The organism is Variovorax soli NBRC 106424, from assembly GCF_001591385.1.
GTDB lineage: Bacteria > Pseudomonadota > Gammaproteobacteria > Burkholderiales > Burkholderiaceae_C > Variovorax > Variovorax soli.
Map to the genome: position 1 here is coordinate 1 of NZ_BCUU01000015.1, position 17,113 is coordinate 17,113.

The window sequence follows — 17,113 nt, forward strand, 5'->3', positions numbered from 1 at the left end:
ACCACCGTAGCCGCCGCCACCACTGCGGCCACCGCCGCCGTAGCCGCCGCCGCCACCACCGTAGCCGCCACCACCGCCGCCGCCGTAGCCACCGCTACGGGGGGGACGTGCTTCCATGGGGCGCGCTTCGTTCACGACGACGCTGCGGCCGCCCAGAGGCTGACCGTTCATGCCGTTGATGGCTGCCTGCGCTTCCGCGTCGCTGCCCATTTCGACAAAACCGAAGCCCTTCGAACGGCCGGTGTCGCGCTCCATCATCACCTTGGCGCTGGTCACGGAACCGAATTGGCCGAAGGCTTGTTCCAGGTCACCGTCACGCACCGAGTAAGGCAGGTTGCCGACGTAGAGTTTGTTGCCCATCAAGGGACTCCTATAAACACATCAATAAAAGCGATGGAGTCCCGAGAGCGTGACTCGCACATACCAGGTGCAAAGCCTCGCGAAACTGCCCGATCACCGATAACCCCCGCCAAAAATCAAGCGGTGGGCTCGCGCATTATGGGTGATTTATAGAAATTGCAAGCAATTTTTTGACGCTTGCATCCCACAGCCCCAAAAAATACTGAAAGTTTGTGCTCGCTCACAACATGAGGGGCGTCTGACGGGCGCTTTGCAGGGTCGGTTACAATGGCGGACTGTCATTGGGGAGTAGCCGCCTTCCAACTTGCAGCAAGTTCGAGAAGGGCCCGCGTCAACAGACTTGTCCCACCCCAACGGGACATGGCGCGTGCAGTGATTACCTGGCGAGACCATTGACTGTGCAGCTTCGGGAATACGGCCGAAGGGCTGCATGGTCAATCGCGTCCTTCGGCCCAGGAGCATTTTTTTCATGCAAGCATTCAGCGTTGCCACGGGCGTCGTCACCCTGGCCGAGATGGGCGACAAGACCCAACTTCTGGCGCTCGTCCTCGCGTCGCGCTTTCGCAGCCGGGCCTGGCCCATTGTCGCGGGCATCTTCGTCGCCACCATCGTCAACCACGCACTGGCCGGTGCCGTGGGCAACTACATCACCCATTGGCTGGGCCCCACGGCGCTGCGCTGGATCCTGGGCGGCTCCTTCCTGGCCATGGCGGTGTGGATGATGATTCCCGACAAGCTCGATGAAGAAGACGGCGCCATGCGCGGCCATTTCGGGGTGTTCGGCACCACGGTCGTGGCCTTCTTCCTGGCCGAAATGGGCGACAAGACGCAGATCGCCACGGTGATGCTGGCTGCGCGCTTCGTCAACGACTACTTCTGGGTGGTCGCCGGCACCACGCTGGGCATGATGCTGGCCAATGCGCCGGTGGTCTTCCTGGGCGACCGCATCATGCGGCGCGTGCCCATCAAGTGGGTGCACGGCGTCTCGGCCGCCATCTTCGCGGTGCTGGGCGTGCTGATGATCATCGGTTGAGTTGCCACGCCGGGGCTATACTCCCCTTCGCGCCGATTTGCTCCAGCTTGCGGGCGCGTTACAAGTTCAGCTAAAGACGGATGCCCGACCCGGCTCGTTTTTGGCGAGGCCGGGTTTTTCTTTTTCCACATGTCTTCCTTCGAAGTCACGCCGCAGTCGATGTTCTTTGCCGAGGCCCTGCCCTTGCGAAGCGGCGCGTCGATCGCCGGCTATTCCCTTGCCTACGAAACCTACGGCACGCTCAACGCCGAGCGCAGCAACGCCGTGCTGGTGTGCCATGCGCTCAATGCGTCGCACCACGTGGCCGGCACCTATGCGGGCCAGCCCAAGTCGCAGGGCTGGTGGGACAACATGATCGGCCCCGGCAAGCCGGTGGACACCGACCGCTTCTTCGTGATCGGCGTGAACAACCTCGGCTCGTGCTTCGGCTCGACCGGCCCGATGCACGTCAATCCTGAAACCGGCCGCGTGTGGGGTGCCGACTTCCCGGTGGTCACTGTGGAAGACTGGGTCGACGCGCAGGCGCGGCTGCTCGATGCACTGGGCATCGACACCCTGGCCGCCGTGATGGGCGGCAGCCTGGGCGGCATGCAGGCCCTGTCGTGGACGCTGCAGTACCCGCAGCGGGTGAAGCACGCCGTGGTGGTGGCCAGCGCGCCCAATCTCACGGCCGAGAACATCGCCTTCAACGAGGTGGCGCGCCGCGCGATCGTGACCGACCCGGATTTTCACGGCGGGCATTTCTACGCGCATGGCGTGCTGCCCAAGCGCGGCCTGCGCATCGCCCGCATGATCGGCCACATCACGTACCTGAGCGACGACGTGATGAACGAGAAATTCGGCAGGCAGCTGCGCGACGCGGCGGCCTCCGGCGCGGCCTACCGCTATTCGACGCAGGAGGTGGAGTTCCAGATCGAGAGCTACCTGCGCCACCAGGGCGACAAGTTCAGCGAGTACTTCGATGCGAACACCTACCTGCTCATCACGCGTGCGCTCGACTACTTCGACCCGGCGCGCGAGCATGGGGGCGACCTGAGCGCCGCACTGAAATCGGCGAGGGCGAAGTTCCTGCTGGTGAGCTTCACCACCGACTGGCGGTTTTCGCCGCAGCGCAGCCGCGAGATCGTGAACGCGCTGCTCGACAACCGCTGCAACGTGAGCTACGCCGAAATCGACGCGCCGCACGGCCACGACGCCTTCCTGCTGGACGACGTGCGCTACACCGGCGTGGTGCGCTCTTATTTCGAGCGCATCGCTTTGGAGGTGATGTCGTGAGCGACGAAAGCACCCAGCGCCTGATCGCCCAACTGGTGCCGCCCGGCTCGCGCGTGCTCGACCTGGGCTGCGGCGACGGCAGCCTGCTCGACCTGCTCCAGCGCGAACGGGGCTGCACCGGCTATGGCGTCGAGATCGCCGACGGCAACGTGCTCAAGTGCATCCGCCGCGGTGTGGACGTGATCCAGCTGAACCTGGACGAAGGCCTGGCGCTGTTCCAGGATGCTTCCTTCGACGTGGTGCTGCAGATCGACACGCTGCAGCACCTGCGCAATGCCGAGATCATGCTGCGCGAGACCGTGCGCGTAGGGCGCATCGGCATCGTGGCTTTCCCCAACTTCGCGCACTGGCCCAACCGCATCAGCATCGCGCGCGGCCGCATGCCGGTGACCCGGCGCCTGCCCTACCAGTGGTACGACACGCCCAACATCCGCGTGGGCACGTTCAAGGACTTCGAGGTGCTGGCGGGCAAGAACAACCTGCGCGTGCTCGATGCCTTCGGTCTGCAGGGCGAGCGCGAAGTGCGCTGGCTGCCCAATGCCCGTGCTGGCACGGCGGTGTTCAAGTTCGAGCGCAACGGCGCTTGACGATGCCCAGGCACGCCCGGCGGGGCTGACATGGCCTTCACCCTTGCGCATGCCGTGCACAGCGAGCTGCTCATCAAGAAGAGCCGCTTCATCGGCTGCGTCCAGCCGGTGGACGGCCGGCCGCAGGCACAGGCGATCGTCGAGTCATTGCGCGCCCAACACCCTACTGCCGCACACGTGTGCTGGGCCCTGATGGCCGGCGGCCAGTCCGCAGCCAACGACGATGGGGAACCCGGCGGGACCGCCGGCCGGCCCATGCTCGAAGTGCTGCGCCATCAACAACTCGAAGGCGTGCTGGCCACGGTGGTGCGCTACTTCGGCGGCGTGAAGCTGGGCGCTGGCGGCCTGGTGCGTGCCTACACCGATGCGGTGGCCCAGGCCCTGATCGATGCACCGCTGCAGCCGCTGGTGGTGCAGGCCGCCTTGCAATGCGCGGTGCCGTACGACGCCGAGGGCGTGGTGCGGCGCGAACTCTCGGCCTCTTCGGCCAGCCTGAACGAAGTGCGGCACGAGTCGCTGGTGCACTTCGCGTTCAGCTTGCCGGCCGACCGTGCGCCAGCGCTGAAGAGCCGAATTCAGGACGTCACGCAAGGCCGCGTGGTGTGGGACGCCACATCGGCCTGATGGTTTTCACCATGCTTTCAGCTGAAAGTACACGCAATGCGCGTGCGCGGCCTTATTTGGTTACGTCTCTTGCGTAATGAAGTCGCAAGCCGTGCGGATGCGCTCCTACCATGCGCGTTTTGCAGGAGTTCACATTGGCATCACAGTCCCCCTTCTTCGGTAAGCGCGATCGCGAATCCGACTCGCTCACCTCTCGTCCCGCACCGTTGATGGGCTCCGGTACCAATCTCTCCGGATCGCCTGTCGGCTCTTCTCCTTCCGTCCCCGCTTCCGTTGCCAACACGGCCGCCAACGCCGCCAAGGAAAGCGGCGCCAAGCTGACCGTCGGCCCCAACATCAAGCTAAAGGGCGTCGAGATCACCGATTGCGACACGCTCGTGGTCGAAGGCCTGGTCGAAGCCACGATGGATTCGCGCGTGATGCAGATCGCCGAAACCGGCGCCTTCAAGGGCTCGGCCGGCATCGATATCGCGGAGATCCGCGGCATCTTCGACGGCAACCTCACCGTGCGCGAGAAGCTGGTGATCCATGCCACCGGCAAGGTCAGCGGCAAGATCCGCTACGGCAAGCTGGTGATCGAAGAAGGCGGTCAGTTGTCCGGCGAAGTCAGCGTGGGCACCTCGTCCGCCGACAAGTCGGCCAGCAAGCCGGCCGCGCCGCTGCAAGCGGCGGCCTGAGCGCACCAGCGCCCCAGGTTCAATCGGGCGCCGGCGTCCAGCCGAGCCGCTCGAGCAAGGCACCGGCCGCAGCCGGTGCCTTTTCTTTTGCGCCGTTGATGAAGTAGACGAAGGTGTCGCGCTTGGCGGCCCAGCCTTTGGCGCGTTTGCCCCATTCGTCCAGCGCCTTCGGTGCGTAGCCGGTGGCCTCGTCGGCCTGCGCCATCATCAGCCGCGCATAGGCCACCGGCCCGTCGGGTTCCTCGAAGGAGGGGTACTTGTCGGAGTCGGTGAACACCGTGGACACGCCGTACTTCTTCGCCAGCGCCTGGTACTCGGGCGTGACGAAGCTCACGTGCCGCACATCCATCACGTGGCGCAGCACATGGCTGCCCTCCTTGGCCGGCAGCAGCGCCAGAAAGGCCTCGAAGTCCTCGGCCTCGAACTTCTTGGTCGGCATGAACTGCCAGACGATGGGGCCGAGCCGCGCGCCCATCTCGGTCGGGCCGCTGTCGATGAAGCGCTTGATCGAATCGCCCGCCGTGGCCAGCAGCTTGCGGTTGGTGGCAAAGCGCGTGGCCTTCATGGAGAACACGAAGCCCTCGGGCGTCTCGGCCGCCCACTTGCGAAAGTGCTCGGGCTTGAAGCCGCTGTAGTAGGTGCCGTTGATCTCGATGGCGCTGAGGTGCCGGCTCGCGTACGCCAGCTCGCGCGCATGCGCCAGCCCCTTGGGATAGAAGTTGTCGCGCCAGGGCTCGAAGGTCCAGCCGCCCACGCCGACGTGAATGCCAGTCTTGCTCACGAGGTGCACCTTTGCTGATGAGTGTCCGGGGCGCACTCTACGCGGGCGGCGCGGCAGGCGCAAAATGTTCGTTTTGAAGTCTTTCCCGGAGAAACCACGATGAACGCCCCCCTGCACCGCGAAATCGGCCGCGACTTGCCGGCCGCTTTCCTCGACGCCGAGCGCGCCCTTTCCGACGTCACTCGCCAATGGGACGGCGACATCGTCAGGCAGCTCACCGACTACATCGCCATTCCGGCCAAGTCGCCTGGCTTCGACAAGGAGTGGCAGGCCAACGGCTACCTCGAGACCGTGCTGCGCAACGCAGCCGCCTGGGTCGAGGCGCAGAAGGTGGCAGGCCTGAAGCTGGAGATCGTGCGCCTGCCCGGGCGCACGCCGGTGCTCTTCTTCGAAGTGCCCGCCACCGGCACCGACATGCGCGAGACGGTGCTCATGTACGGCCACCTGGACAAGCAGCCCGAGTTCACCGGCTGGCGCAACGACCTGGGCCCCTGGACGCCCAAGTATGAGAACGGCCTGCTCTACGGCCGCGGCGGCGCCGACGACGGCTACGCGGTGTACGCGAGCACCGCGGCGATCCAGGCGCTGAAGGCGCAGGGCGTGGCGCATCCGCGCATCGTCGGCCTGATCGAAACCTGCGAGGAATCCGGCTCCTACGACCTGCTGCCCTATGTGGACGCCCTGCGCGACCGTCTGGGCGACGTGGGCCTGGTGATCTGCCTGGATTCGGGCGCGGGCAACTACGACCAGCTCTGGCTCACCACGTCGCTGCGCGGCATGGCCAGCGGCACGCTCAAGGTCGAGGTGCTGACCGAGGGCGTGCACTCCGGCGACGCGTCGGGCCTGGTGCCCTCGAGCTTCCGCATCATGCGCCAGGTGCTGGACCGCCTGGAAGACAGCAAGACGGGCCGCCTGCTGCCCCAGAGTTTTCATTGCGAGGTGCCGGCCGAGCGCGTGGCGCAGGCCAGGGCCACCGCCGCCATCCTGGGCGAGGAGGTGTACAAGCGCTTCCCCTGGGCGCACTACGACTGCGGCGGCTCGACCGCCTTCGCATTGCCCGTCACCACCGACCCGGTCGAGGCGCTGCTCAACCGCACCTGGAAGCCCACGCTGAGCGTGACCGGCGCCGAGGGTTTCCCGGCGCTGAAGGATGCGGGCAACGTCCTGCGTCCGTACACCGCCTTCAAGCTGTCGCTGCGCCTGCCGCCCCTGGTGGATGCGGTGAGCGCCATCGAGGAGCTCAAGACGCTGCTGGAAGACAACGCGCCCTATCAGGCCAAGGTCACCTTCGAGTCGAACGGCGGCGCCACCGGCTGGAATGCGCCCGCCACCGCGCCGTGGTTCGAGCGCGCGCTCAATGCGGCCTCCAAGGCGCACTTCGGTGCGCCCTGCGGCTACATCGGCCAGGGCGGCACCATTCCGTTGATGAACATGCTGAGCGAGGGCTTTCCGAAGGCGCAGATGATGGTGTGCGGCGTGCTCGGCCCCAAGAGCAACGCGCACGGCCCGAACGAGTTCCTGCACGTGCCCTACGCGAAGAAGCTCACGGCCGCGGTGGCTGAGGTGATCGCGGCGCTGCCGGTGGAGCGCGCCGCGCAGCAACAGCAGCAGCAGCCCGTTCCGGCGTGAGCGAAAGCGCGCCCAGAACGCTGCGCACCGCCGACGGCCAGACGCTGGCGCTGCGCGAGTGGCTGGCGACGCCGGCCGCACCGCTGGCGGTGGTGCACGTCACCCACGGCCTGGGCGAGCACGCCGGGCGTTACGCGCACGTGGCGCAGCGGCTCAATGCGCTGGGCTTTGCCGTGCGGGCGCATGACCACTTCGGGCATGGCCTGTCCAGCGGCGCGCGAGGTGGGTTGCCGAACGAACTGCGGCTCGTCGACGATCTTGCTCTGTTGATCGACAACGCGCGGGCAGCCTATCCGGGCTTGCCGATCGTGCTGCTCGGCCACAGCATGGGCGGCCTGGTGGCGGCCAGTTTCGTGGCACGTGGCGTGCGGCCGGTGAACGCGCTGGTGCTGTCTTCGCCGGCCCTGTCGCCCACGCTCAGCGCGGCGCAGAAGGGATTGATCGCCGTTCTGTCGCGCCTGGCGCCCGGCCTGCGCGTGGGCAATGGGCTCGACGCGCAGGACCTGTCGCACGATCCTTCGGTGGCGCCGGCCTATCTTTCGGATCCGCTCAACCACGACCGCATCGGCGCCCGGCTGGCGCGCTTCCTGGCAGAAGAAGGTGCGCGCGCGATGGGGGCCGCACCGCAATGGCCGGTGCCCACGCTGCTGCTGTATGCGGGCGCCGATCGCCTGGTGCGGCCCGAGGGAAGCCGCGCCTTTGCGGCCGCCGCGGCGCCGAGCGGCCAGGTGCAGGCGATCGCTTTCGAGCAGCACTTTCACGAACTCTTCAACGAGCTGGACGCACGGCCGGTGTTCGAGGCGCTCGAACAATGGCTGGGTGCACGCTTCGGTTTCGACGCGCGGCGGGCCGCCGCCATCGCCTAGTTCAGGCAGTCTTGGGCGTCAGCCGCCGCACCCGCACCAGCCAGAGCAGGGCCGCACCGATCAGCAGTACCGGCAGCAGCGAACCCAGGTTGAGCCATTGCCAGCCACGCGTGGTGACCAACACGCCCGACGCCAGCGAACTCACGGCCAGCGTGGCGAAGATGCAGAAGTTGAGGGCTGCCTGCGCGCGGTCCCGCTCCTGCGCCATGTAGGTCGACAGCGAAAGCGTGGTGCTGCCGGTGAAGAGGAAGTTCCAGCCCACGCCCAGCAGGAAGAGCGCGACCAGGAAGCGATGCAGGTCCACACCCGACAACGCGACCGCGATGCAGCCGAGGTTGAGCAGGAGACCGACCGCCATCACGGGCACCGCGCCGAAGCGGCGGATGAGGTGGCCGGTGAAGAAGCCTGGCGCGAACATGCCGATGACGTGCCACTCCAGCACCCAGGCCACATCTTCGAAGGGAAAGCTGCACACCTGCATGGCCAGTGGCGTGGCCGCCATCAGCAGGTTCATCACGCCGAAGCCCAGGGCACCTGCCATGGCGGCCACGATGAAGGCCGGCTGGCGCGCGATTTCCGACATCGGCCGCCCGCCGTGGCTTTGCTCGCCGCTCGGCGCCGCAGGAAACCGGATGAACTGCATGAGGGCCATGGCCAGCACCGCCACTGCGGCCAGGGCCACATACGCGCCGGCAAACGGTGCACTGAGCCATTGGCGCGAGACGGACGCGAGGTTGGGGCCGACCACCGCGCCGATGAGGCCGCCGGCCATCACGACCGAAACCGCCTTCTCGCGCCAGCCTGGGGCGGCCAGTTCGGCCGCGGCGAAGCGGTAGAGCGTGGCGTTGGCGTTGTAGTACCCGGCCACCAGCGTGGCGGCGCACAGCAGCCAGAAGGCGTGCGCCAGCGCCGCCGCCGCACAGGTCAAGGCGGAGGCGAAGGCCACCGCCAAGCCGATCTGGAAGGAAATGCGCCGCCCGAACCGCCGCTGCGTGCGCGCCACCCATCCGGTGGAAAGCGCGCCGCCCACCACATAAGCCATGACGGGCAGGGTCGCCATCCAGGCCTGCGGCGCCAGCGCCAGACCGACCAGTCCGTTCATCGCCATGAAGGCCACGTTGTTCGTCAGGAACAGGCCCTGGCAGATGGTGAGCAGCAGCAGATGGCGATTCATGCGGGCAGCGGTGTCCTTCCGGGGGTTCCGCGTCAGCCGCGCAGCAGGCCGCTGAGCGACGCCATCAGATCCTGCTGGTTGCCCGCGCCCTGCTCCGGCACCTTGCCCTGCGGCGTGAGGTGGTTGATGAGCAGCGGCAGCACGCTGGCCAAGAGCGGCAGCAGCGTCTGGGCATTGATGCCGAGCTTGGACGCCATGCCGGAGATGGCATCGCTGCCGAGCGCGCCTTGCACCTGGTCGGGCGAGATCTGCTGATTGGCGCCGGTGCCGACCCAGGAGCCCACCACGTCGCCCAGGCCAGCCTGTTCGAACTTGGACACCAGGCCACCCAGTCCGCCCATCTGGCCGTCGTTGGCCAGCAGGCCGCCCAGCACGTCGGCCAGGCCGCCGCCCGCGGCATTGGCACCGGCGCCGCCGCCCGTGTTGCCACCGAGCAGGGCATCGAGTCCGCCCATGCCTGCCAAGGCACTCAGGCCTTCCAGACCGCCGGCTGCGCCGCCGGGCTGTTGCTGCTGCTGGGCACCGCCCAGTACCTGACCGAGAACCGAATCGAGCAATCCCATGACGTACTCCTCAAGATGGCAGAGCTGCGCATTGTGCAGGAGCAGCGCAGGCCGCGGCGTGAAGAAAGGATTCCGATGGTTCCCCGGTGCGCCGGGAGGCACCCGGGAAGTTCAGTCGGCGTCTTGACCGGCCAGCAACACCAGGGCAGCCAGCGCGGCCGTTTCCGCCCGCAGCACGCGGGCACCCAGGGTGACGGGCGCAAAGCCCGCCGCACGCGCCTGCTCGTCTTCCTCGCGGCTGAGGCCGCCTTCCGGGCCGCTGAGCACCAGGAATGCTTCATCGGCGGTGGACGCGCCGGTCCGTGCGATGCCGCGAGTTCCCTGCGCAAGGCTCAGCACCAGGCGGCGCGCGCCGGAGGATTCCGACCCAAGCCACTTCGAAAATCCTTGCACCGGATGCACGTGCGGCACCCGGTTGCGTCCGCACTGCTCGCACGCGGCGACGGCAATGGCTTCCCAGTGCGCACGCTTCTTTTCGGCGCGCTCGCCGCTCAGGCGCAGCACCGCATGCGCCGTCATCAAGGGCTGGATGCTGGCCACGCCCAGCTCGGTCGCCTTTTCCACCAGCCAATCCATGCGTTCGTTGGCGGGCATGCCCACGGCCAGGTGAACGGCGCGCGGCGCTTCCCTTTCGACGGCCAGGTGTGCATTCACCGTCACGCCCACGTCGTTGCGCCCCATTCGTTCGACGGTGGCGCTGTACTCACCGCCCTCGCCGTTGAACAGGGTGAGTTCGTCGCCGGGTTGGAGCCTTAGCACCTGCACATGGCGGGCGGCGCCGGCGGGCAGATCGAAGGACAGACCGGCGCTCAGCGCACCGGGACAATGGAATCGCGGCATGGCGATCTGGGAAGGATTCGAACGCGCCGCTAGACGCGGCCGAAGGCATAGCCGCTGGCGGCCTGGATGCCCTCGATCTGGTCGATGGCGCGCAGCAGCGGAGCAAGCTCCCGGTAGCGTCCGGCGGTGGCACGGATGTAGCCGATGAAGCGCGGGGCGTCGGCCAGGTAGCGCGGCTTGCCGTCGCGCAGCGTCAGGCGCGCGAAGATGCCGGCCACCTTCAGGTGGCGCTGCAGCCCCATCCATTCCACGGCGCGGTAGAAGGCGCCGAAGTCTTCATCGACCGGCAGCCCCGCCTTGCGGGCCTTTTGCCAGTAGCGCACCGTCACGTCGATCACGAATTCCTCGTCCCAGCTCAGGAAGGCATCGCGCATGAGACTGGCGATGTCGTAGGTGATCGGGCCGTACACGGCGTCCTGGAAGTCGAGCACGCCCAGTTCGCCGGTCGACGGGTTCACCATGAGATTGCGCGGCATGAAGTCGCGGTGCACGTAGACGCTGGGCGACGCCAGGTTGTTCTTCACGATCAGATCGAAGCTGCGCGCCAGCGTTTCGGCCAGCGGGCCTTCCACCGCGATGCCGCGGTGCTTCGCCACGTACCAATCCGGGAAGAGCGCGAGTTCACGGCGCAGCAGGGCTTCGTCGTAGGCGGGCAGCACGCCGGCCGCGGATGAAAGCTGCCAGTGCACCAGCGCGTCGATGGCGGCCTCGTACATCGGCCGCGCTGCCTCGGGCTGTGCCGGGTCGATCCGGTCCAGCATGGTCTGGCGGCCCAGGTCGTTGAGCAGCAGGAAGCCCTGCGCCTGGTCCCAGTCGAGCACCTGCGGTGCCGTCACACCGGCCTGCGACATGAGTTGCGCCACCTTCACGAAAGGTGCGCTGTCTTCCTTGTCGGGCGGTGCGTCCATCACGATCCGGGTGGAGGCCGGGCCCTCGCCTGCGGCGTCGACGCGGAAGTAGCGCCTGAAGCTGGCGTCGGCCGATGCCAGCCGCACGGAGTCGGGCCGCAGGCCATGTGCCGGCGCAACGCGCGTCAGCCAGGCGGCGAAGGCCTTTTCGCGCTGCGCATCGTTCCAAAGGATGCCGGCGGGCGTGTGGACGTCGAGGCCCGGGGTCGAAGGTGCTGTCATGGATAATCGATTCTACAAATCCGTCCTGGCGGCGGCCGCCCAGCGGCAGGCCGGCGGGACCCGTGCCATGTGCTGGCAACAATGCCGCGCGTCTTGTTTCACCGCATACAAAAAGTACCTTCCGCTGCCGATGCTTGAATTGTCCCGTGCCACCTGGCGTCGGTGCCGCCCGCCTCTGCCGCTGGCGCTGCTCACCGTCGCACTGCTGCACGCGCAGGCGGCCATGGCGCAGGATGCGCAGGGCGCGGCGGCGCCCGACCCGCTGTCGAGTCCGCTGCAATTGCGGCGCACGCCGATGCTGGCCGAGTCCGAGCCGCGCTCGCAAAGCGGCGATCTGCCCAGCTTCATCTCGGGCGACAAGATTTCCGGCAGGCCGGATCTCGAGGCCGTGGTCGAGGGCCATGCCCAGCTGCGCAAGGGCGACACCGTCATCAATGCCGACCGGCTCGAGTACTACCAGCCCGACGACACCGCCAAGGCCACCGGCAATGTACGGATCAACCAGGCGGGCAACATCTACGAAGGCCCGGCGCTGCAGCTCAAGCTGGAGACCTTCGAAGGCTTCTTCGACCGGGTGCGCTACCAGTTCCTGGCCAATGGGGCGCATGGCGAAGCCAGCCGCATCGACTTCATCGACGAGAACGTCTCGATTGCGCGCAACGCCAGCTACACCACCTGCCGGCGTGAAGATTTTCCCGGCTGGACGCCCGACTGGGTGCTGAGCGCTGCCTCGATCCACACGGACAAGGAAGAAGACGTGGGCGTCGCCAAGGACGCGCAGCTGAGCTTCATGGGTTTGAGCACGCCGCCCTTTCCTTCGCTGAGCTTTCCGCTCTCGGGCGCCCGCAAGAGCGGCCTGCTGCCGCCCGTCATCGGCCTGGACAACACCAACGGGCTGGAGCTGAGCCTGCCCTACTACTGGAATATCGCGCCCAACCGCGACCTGACGTTCATCCCGACGCTCATGAGCAAGCGCGGCGTCAACCTGGGGACGGAATTCCGGTATCTGGAAAACACATACAGCGGCGAGGCGCGCGTCGACTACATGCCCAACGACAGGCTGCGCGACGGCGAGGACCGCTGGGGCATCTGGACGCGGCACCGGCAGACCTTCGACGCGAAGCCGCTGGGCCTGGATTTCCTGAGCGGGTCGCTGAACATCAACCGGGTCAGCGACGACAACTACTGGCGCGACTTCAACCGCACGCCCTCGGTCACGCAGCGCCTGCTCGCTTCGGAAGCCTCGCTGAACTGGGCCAAGGGCGACTGGACCGGCACGGTGCGGGCCTTGTCCTACCAGACGCTGCAGGCCCAGGATTCGATCATCGTGCCGCCGTACGACCGGCTGCCGCAGCTGACCGCCAACTACACCAAGTACAACCTGCCGGGCGGCTTCGACTTCACCTTCGACGCCGACTACACGCGCTTTCACGGCGATCCGGCCCTGCAGCGGCTGCTCTACCCGGGCCGCCCCGACCAGCCCGACGCCGAACGCATGTTCGCGGTCGGCGCGATCAGCCGGCCCTTCCTCACGCCGGGCACCTTCGTCATTCCGAAGCTGATGCTCAACGGCACCGCGTACCAGTTCGACGCCGACTATTTCGGCCGAGCCAGCGCGACCCGCGTGCTGCCGACCTTCAGCCTGGACTCGGGGTTGATCTTCGAGCGCGACACCAATTTCTTCGGGCGCGCCTTCACGCAGACGCTGGAGCCCCGGGCGTTCTATACCTACACGCCCTTCAAGGACCAGAGCCAGCTGCCCGTCTACGACACGGCGCAGAACGATTTCAACTTCGCGACCATCTACACAGAGAATGTGTACTCGGGCAACGACCGCATCGCCGACAACAACATGGCAACCGTGGGCGTGACCTCGCGGCTGATCGATCCCGACACCGGCGCCGAAGCCGCGCGCGTGGGCATCGCGCAGCGCATTCGCTTCAAGGACCAGGAAGTCGTCCTGCCGGGCCAGGCGCCCGTCACGGACCGCTTCAGCGACATCCTGCTGGGCGGCAGCGTCAACTGGACGCCGAAGTGGAGCACCGAGGGCACGATCCAGTACAACCCCGACACGCAGCGCTCCAACCGCACCACACTCGGCGGGCGCTACCAGCCCGGGCCCTACCGCTCGCTGTATGCGGCCTACCGTTTCCAGCGCGAGTCGACGCCCCAGGCCAACGACGGCAGCCAGTCGATCGATTTCGCCTGGCAATGGCCGCTGAACGACCTGTGGGGCGACAAGGGCCAGGACCTCGGCCCCGGCCGCGGCCAGGGCGGCGGGCGCTGGTACGCCGTCGGACGGCTGAACTACAGCATGGAAGACAATAAGCTCACCGACGGCATCGTCGGGCTGGAATACGATGCATGCTGCTGGATCGGCCGCGTTGTCCTGGAGCGGCTGACCACTGGCCAGACCAGCGCCAACACGCGCATCATGTTCCAACTGGAGTTCGTCGGATTCGCCGCCGTGGGCACCAGCCCGCTGCGAAGCCTGCAGAGCAACATTCGCGCTTACCAGCCCCTGCGTCAACGGTTCGACTCGCCGAGCCGCTTCACCCAATACGACTGATTTCGACCCGAAGGCCAGCCATGAGCCATTCCAGAATCCTCCTTCGCGCCATCGTCCTCGCGGCCCTGGGTGCCGTGGGCGCTGCCCAGGCGCAAAGCAGCCTGCGATCGAACAGCAGCGCGGCTCCGGCGCCGCGCGGCATCACGGACATCATGCGGGCCGGGCCTCAGCGCAGCGAGCCACCCGCGGCCGCCGCGCCCTTGCCCACGCCTGCGCCCGCCACCACGCCCAGCGGGCAACGCGTGGCCGAGTACATCGTGGCGCTGGTCAATTCGGAGCCGGTGACCAACACCGAAGTGCTGTCCCGGGTGCAGCGCGCCTTGCGCCAGGGAGGGCCGGAGGTCGAGCGCGTGCCGCGCCCCGAACTCAACCGAATGGCGCTGGAGCGCATCATCGTCGAGAAGGCGCAACTGCAGCAGGCCAAGGAAATCGGCATCAAGGTGGACGAGCTGCAGGTGGACCAGGCCGAGGAAGGCGTGGCCCGCCAGAACCAGATGACGGTCACCGAGCTGGGCCGGCGCCTGGCCCAGGAAGGCATCTCGCGCGACGCGTACCGGCGAGAGCTGCGCACCCAGATCACGATGTCGCGCCTGCGCGAGCGCGAGGTCGAGCCGAAGGTGAAGGTGACCGACCTCGAGGTCGATCAGTACCTGCGCGACCAGAGCAATTCCGCCAAGGCTGCGCCGAACGTCAACATCGCCCACGTGCTGGTCGCGGTGCCCGACGGGGCCTCGGATGCGAAGGTGGCCGAACTCGAGCGCAAGGCGCAGGGCATTGCCCAGCGCGCGCGTGCGGGCGAAGACTTCGCCGCCCTGGCGCGCGACCAGTCGGATGCGCCGGATCGCCTCAACGGCGGTGCGCTGGGCATGCGCAGCGCCGAACGCTACCCACCCCTGTTCGTGGAGGCGACCCAGGGCCTGCAGGTCGGCGGCATCGCCGGTCCGGTTCGCTCCGGTGCCGGCTTTCACGTGCTGAAGGTGCTTGCCAAGTCGCAACCGGGCGACGCTGCTTCCACCGTCACGCAGACCAAGGTGCGTCACATCCTGCTGCGTGTGGACGACAAGCGCAGCACCGCGCAAGCGGCCAAGGAACTTGCCGAATTCAAGAAGCGCATCGAGGCGGGCACGGCCACCTTTGCCGGCCTGGCGCGCGACAACTCGCAGGACGGCAGTGCCAAGGACGGCGGCGAACTCGGCTGGTCGCGTCCCGGCATGTTCGTGCCCGAGTTCGAGGAGGCCATGGACCGCCTGCAGCCCGGCCAGGTGAGCGATCCGGTGGTGTCGCGCTTCGGCGTGCACCTGATCCAGGTCGAGCAGCGCCGCGAGGCCAAGCTCTCGCAAGCCGAGCAGCGCGACGCCGCACGTGCCGTGCTGCGCGAAAAGCGCATGGAAGAGGCCTACAACACATGGGTGCAGGAAGTGCGCGGCCGTGCCTACGTCGAGTACCGCGAGCCGCCCCAATCCTGATGTCGGGCGCCAATTCGACACGCCGTTTACGGGGCGCGCCTGAATGAAGCACATTCCGCGCAAGCGCTTCGGCCAGCATTTCCTCGCCGACGAAGGGATCATCGACGCGATCGTGCGCGAGATCGCGCCGCGGCCGGGCGATCCCATGGTGGAAATCGGCCCGGGGCTGGCCGCCCTCACGCAGCCCCTGGTGGAACGGCTCGGGCATCTCACCGTGGTCGAGCTCGACCGTGACCTGGCGGCGCGGCTGCGCAGCCACGGCCAGTTGCGCGTCATCGAGTCGGACGTGCTGAAGGTCGATTTCGGCGCGCTCGCGCAGGAGCTTGCGCCCGGCCAGGATGCCGCCCTGCGGGTGGTGGGCAACCTGCCCTACAACATCTCCACGCCGATCCTTTTCCATCTGTTGGCCTTCGCGGGCCGGATTGCCGACCAGCACTTCATGCTGCAAAAGGAGGTGATCGACCGCATGGTCGCGGCGCCCGCCACGGCCGACTACGGCCGCCTGAGCGTGATGCTGCAGTGGCGCTATGCGATGGAGAACGTCCTCTTCGTGCCGCCCGAGAGTTTCGATCCGCCGCCGCGGGTCGACAGTGCCGTGGTGCGCATGGTGCCGCGCGCCCAGCCGGCGCCGGTGCGGCCACCGTTGCTGGAGGAGCTGGTGCAGACCGCCTTCAGCCAGCGGCGCAAGCTGCTGCGCCACACCTTGGGCAAATGGCTCGATGCGAAGGGTTTCGCAGGCAACTTCGACACGCAGCGGCGTGCCGAGGAAGTGCCGGTGGACGAATACGTGGCGCTGGCGCTTGAGTTGCCATAGCCTGCTTCGCTGCGCAGCGCCCACAAAAAAACCCGCCGAGGCGGGTTTTTCTTTGGCTTGGCGCGCAGCCGATCAGGCGGCAGCGAGCCAGTAGCCGGCGTTGAAGGGGCTGCTCATGCGCAGCGCCAGGGGCGACACGTCCAGGAGCTTGTCCGTGGGCATCTTCTCGGCGTTGGGGTCTTCCTGGACCTCGGCGGCGGGCGCGGATGCTGCGGTTTCGAGCGTGGCGCTGTCGTTAGCCTCGTTCGCCCGTTCTGCTTGGCTGGCTTGTGCAGAACGGGCTACAGAAAAGAATAGAAGCACCGGAAGGGAATCTTGCGGTCGCCCCAGTAGTCGGCGGCGTCACGGAAGATGTCCAGCAGCTGCTCGCGCGCTTCCTTGTCGAACTTGGCGTTGGCCGGGATCTGTTCCAGCACCACCACGAAGCCGGGCTGCGGGCCCGACTTGTGCAGCGGGTCGGTCATGCAGTCGTACAGCGCGTCGAAGTTCTTGCCGAAGTGCTGCGGGAACATGAACTGCTGCGCGATCAGGTCGAGCACGTCCTGCTTGCTCTGGGCGTTGCCCAGGTTGGCATACAGGAAGTGCTGGCCCGCCGAATGCGCCGCCTCCTGCAGGTCGCTCACGCGGAACGCGCGGATCGACTGCACGATGTTCGGGCGCACGCCGCGAAGGGATACGTTCATCTCCGGAGGTCTTTCCATGGTTGTCGTCAACATTTCATCGTC

The 17,113-nt window shown here is 67.2% G+C and carries 17 protein-coding genes and 1 riboswitch; of the genes, 10 read left to right on the forward strand and 7 right to left on the reverse strand.

Annotation, left to right across the window (positions count from 1 at the left end; genetic code table 11):
- The coding region (gene rbp, locus VSO01S_RS06900) for an RNA-binding regulator (protein ID WP_068641067.1) at positions 1-360 on the reverse strand (360 nt) is incomplete at its 3' end.
- Between the two features lie 271 nt (positions 361-631).
- A riboswitch (yybP-ykoY riboswitch) is annotated at positions 632-824 on the forward strand.
- 5 nt (positions 825-829) lie between these two features.
- Between rbp and VSO01S_RS06905 the strand changes: the two genes are divergently transcribed.
- From VSO01S_RS06905 to VSO01S_RS06925, 5 genes are all read left to right on the forward strand, one after another.
- Positions 830-1,393, forward strand: coding sequence for a TMEM165/GDT1 family protein (locus VSO01S_RS06905; RefSeq protein ID WP_068641068.1), 564 nt, complete (start codon positions 830-832; stop codon positions 1,391-1,393).
- 129 nt (positions 1,394-1,522) lie between these two features.
- Positions 1,523-2,668 (forward strand): homoserine O-succinyltransferase MetX, encoded by a 1,146-nt coding sequence (gene metX / locus VSO01S_RS06910; RefSeq protein ID WP_068641069.1) that lies wholly within the window; start codon positions 1,523-1,525, stop codon positions 2,666-2,668.
- The gene (gene metW, locus VSO01S_RS06915; protein ID WP_068641070.1) at positions 2,665-3,255 is read left to right on the forward strand and encodes a methionine biosynthesis protein MetW; all 591 of its coding nucleotides are present in this window, start codon (positions 2,665-2,667) and stop codon (positions 3,253-3,255) included. Before metX ends, metW begins: the two co-directional genes overlap by 4 nt.
- 30 nt (positions 3,256-3,285) lie before the next feature.
- Complete coding sequence (locus tag VSO01S_RS06920; protein ID WP_068641071.1) at positions 3,286-3,879, forward strand: IMPACT family protein; 594 nt, start codon at positions 3,286-3,288, stop codon at positions 3,877-3,879.
- A 134-nt stretch (positions 3,880-4,013) separates the two neighbouring features.
- Positions 4,014-4,556: a bactofilin family protein gene (locus VSO01S_RS06925; RefSeq protein WP_068641127.1), complete on the forward strand. Its 543-nt coding sequence runs from the start codon at positions 4,014-4,016 to the stop codon at positions 4,554-4,556.
- Positions 4,557-4,575: 19 nt separating this feature from the next.
- On the opposite strand, the gene VSO01S_RS06930 is transcribed toward VSO01S_RS06925, so the two are convergent.
- Complete coding sequence (locus VSO01S_RS06930) at positions 4,576-5,337, reverse strand: DUF72 domain-containing protein (RefSeq protein WP_068641128.1); 762 nt, start codon at positions 5,335-5,337, stop codon at positions 4,576-4,578.
- Positions 5,338-5,436: 99 nt separating this feature from the next.
- Between VSO01S_RS06930 and VSO01S_RS06935 the strand changes: the two genes are divergently transcribed.
- Both VSO01S_RS06935 and VSO01S_RS06940 read left to right on the forward strand, forming a co-directional pair.
- Positions 5,437-6,966 carry a M20 family metallopeptidase gene (locus tag VSO01S_RS06935; RefSeq protein ID WP_068641072.1) on the forward strand — a complete coding sequence of 510 codons (1,530 nt, stop codon included), beginning with the start codon at positions 5,437-5,439 and terminating at the stop codon, positions 6,964-6,966.
- Positions 6,963-7,832 (forward strand): alpha/beta hydrolase, encoded by an 870-nt coding sequence (locus VSO01S_RS06940; protein WP_068641073.1) that lies wholly within the window; start codon positions 6,963-6,965, stop codon positions 7,830-7,832. The genes VSO01S_RS06935 and VSO01S_RS06940 overlap by 4 nt, the downstream gene beginning before the upstream one ends.
- Before the next feature lies 1 nt (position 7,833).
- Here the strand turns inward: VSO01S_RS06940 and VSO01S_RS06945 are convergent, their stop codons facing one another.
- The 4 genes from VSO01S_RS06945 to VSO01S_RS06960 all read right to left on the reverse strand — a co-directional run bounded on the left by VSO01S_RS06945 (position 7,834) and on the right by VSO01S_RS06960 (position 11,539).
- Positions 7,834-9,006 (reverse strand): MFS transporter, encoded by a 1,173-nt coding sequence (locus tag VSO01S_RS06945; protein WP_068641074.1) that lies wholly within the window; start codon positions 9,004-9,006, stop codon positions 7,834-7,836.
- Between the two features lie 32 nt (positions 9,007-9,038).
- A complete protein-coding gene (locus VSO01S_RS06950) occupies positions 9,039-9,569 on the reverse strand; it encodes a YidB family protein (protein WP_068641075.1) in 531 nt (176 codons plus the stop codon).
- A gap of 111 nt (positions 9,570-9,680) precedes the next feature.
- Positions 9,681-10,409, reverse strand: a complete 729-nt coding sequence (locus VSO01S_RS06955) for a 16S rRNA (uracil(1498)-N(3))-methyltransferase (RefSeq protein ID WP_068641076.1) — start codon at positions 10,407-10,409, stop codon at positions 9,681-9,683.
- 29 nt (positions 10,410-10,438) lie between these two features.
- Positions 10,439-11,539, reverse strand: coding sequence for an aminoglycoside phosphotransferase family protein (locus VSO01S_RS06960; protein WP_068641077.1), 1,101 nt, complete (start codon positions 11,537-11,539; stop codon positions 10,439-10,441).
- Between the two features lie 130 nt (positions 11,540-11,669).
- Between VSO01S_RS06960 and VSO01S_RS06965 the strand changes: the two genes are divergently transcribed.
- The 3 genes from VSO01S_RS06965 to rsmA are packed head-to-tail and all read left to right on the forward strand — an operon-like array spanning position 11,670 to position 16,388.
- Positions 11,670-14,108 (forward strand): LPS-assembly protein LptD, encoded by a 2,439-nt coding sequence (locus VSO01S_RS06965; protein WP_068641078.1) that lies wholly within the window; start codon positions 11,670-11,672, stop codon positions 14,106-14,108.
- A gap of 20 nt (positions 14,109-14,128) precedes the next feature.
- Positions 14,129-15,574: a peptidylprolyl isomerase gene (locus VSO01S_RS06970; RefSeq protein ID WP_068641079.1), complete on the forward strand. Its 1,446-nt coding sequence runs from the start codon at positions 14,129-14,131 to the stop codon at positions 15,572-15,574.
- A 43-nt stretch (positions 15,575-15,617) separates the two neighbouring features.
- Complete coding sequence (gene rsmA / locus VSO01S_RS06975; RefSeq protein ID WP_068641080.1) at positions 15,618-16,388, forward strand: 16S rRNA (adenine(1518)-N(6)/adenine(1519)-N(6))-dimethyltransferase RsmA; 771 nt, start codon at positions 15,618-15,620, stop codon at positions 16,386-16,388.
- Between the two features lie 281 nt (positions 16,389-16,669).
- Here the strand turns inward: rsmA and VSO01S_RS06980 are convergent, their stop codons facing one another.
- The gene (locus VSO01S_RS06980; protein WP_245684135.1) at positions 16,670-17,071 is read right to left on the reverse strand and encodes a barstar family protein; all 402 of its coding nucleotides are present in this window, start codon (positions 17,069-17,071) and stop codon (positions 16,670-16,672) included.
- Positions 17,072-17,113: the final 42 nt, after the last annotated feature.

What these genes read in the sequence shown, in the direction of transcription:
- VSO01S_RS06905 (WP_068641068.1), top strand. Translation starts at nt 830, where the DNA reads ATGCAAGCATTCAGCGTTGCCACGGGCGTCGTCACCCTGGCCGAGATG.
- metX (WP_068641069.1), top strand. Translation starts at nt 1,523, where the DNA reads ATGTCTTCCTTCGAAGTCACGCCGCAGTCGATGTTCTTTGCCGAGGCC.
- VSO01S_RS06920 (WP_068641071.1), top strand. Translation starts at nt 3,286, where the DNA reads ATGGCCTTCACCCTTGCGCATGCCGTGCACAGCGAGCTGCTCATCAAG.
- VSO01S_RS06935 (WP_068641072.1), top strand. Translation starts at nt 5,437, where the DNA reads ATGAACGCCCCCCTGCACCGCGAAATCGGCCGCGACTTGCCGGCCGCT.
- VSO01S_RS06945 (WP_068641074.1), bottom strand. Translation starts at nt 9,006, where the DNA reads ATGAATCGCCATCTGCTGCTGCTCACCATCTGCCAGGGCCTGTTCCTG.
- VSO01S_RS06950 (WP_068641075.1), bottom strand. Translation starts at nt 9,569, where the DNA reads ATGGGATTGCTCGATTCGGTTCTCGGTCAGGTACTGGGCGGTGCCCAG.
- VSO01S_RS06955 (WP_068641076.1), bottom strand. Translation starts at nt 10,409, where the DNA reads ATGCCGCGATTCCATTGTCCCGGTGCGCTGAGCGCCGGTCTGTCCTTC.
- VSO01S_RS06960 (WP_068641077.1), bottom strand. Translation starts at nt 11,539, where the DNA reads ATGACAGCACCTTCGACCCCGGGCCTCGACGTCCACACGCCCGCCGGC.
- VSO01S_RS06965 (WP_068641078.1), top strand. Translation starts at nt 11,670, where the DNA reads ATGCTTGAATTGTCCCGTGCCACCTGGCGTCGGTGCCGCCCGCCTCTG.
- VSO01S_RS06970 (WP_068641079.1), top strand. Translation starts at nt 14,129, where the DNA reads ATGAGCCATTCCAGAATCCTCCTTCGCGCCATCGTCCTCGCGGCCCTG.
- rsmA (WP_068641080.1), top strand. Translation starts at nt 15,618, where the DNA reads ATGAAGCACATTCCGCGCAAGCGCTTCGGCCAGCATTTCCTCGCCGAC.
- VSO01S_RS06980 (WP_245684135.1), bottom strand. Translation starts at nt 17,071, where the DNA reads ATGAACGTATCCCTTCGCGGCGTGCGCCCGAACATCGTGCAGTCGATC.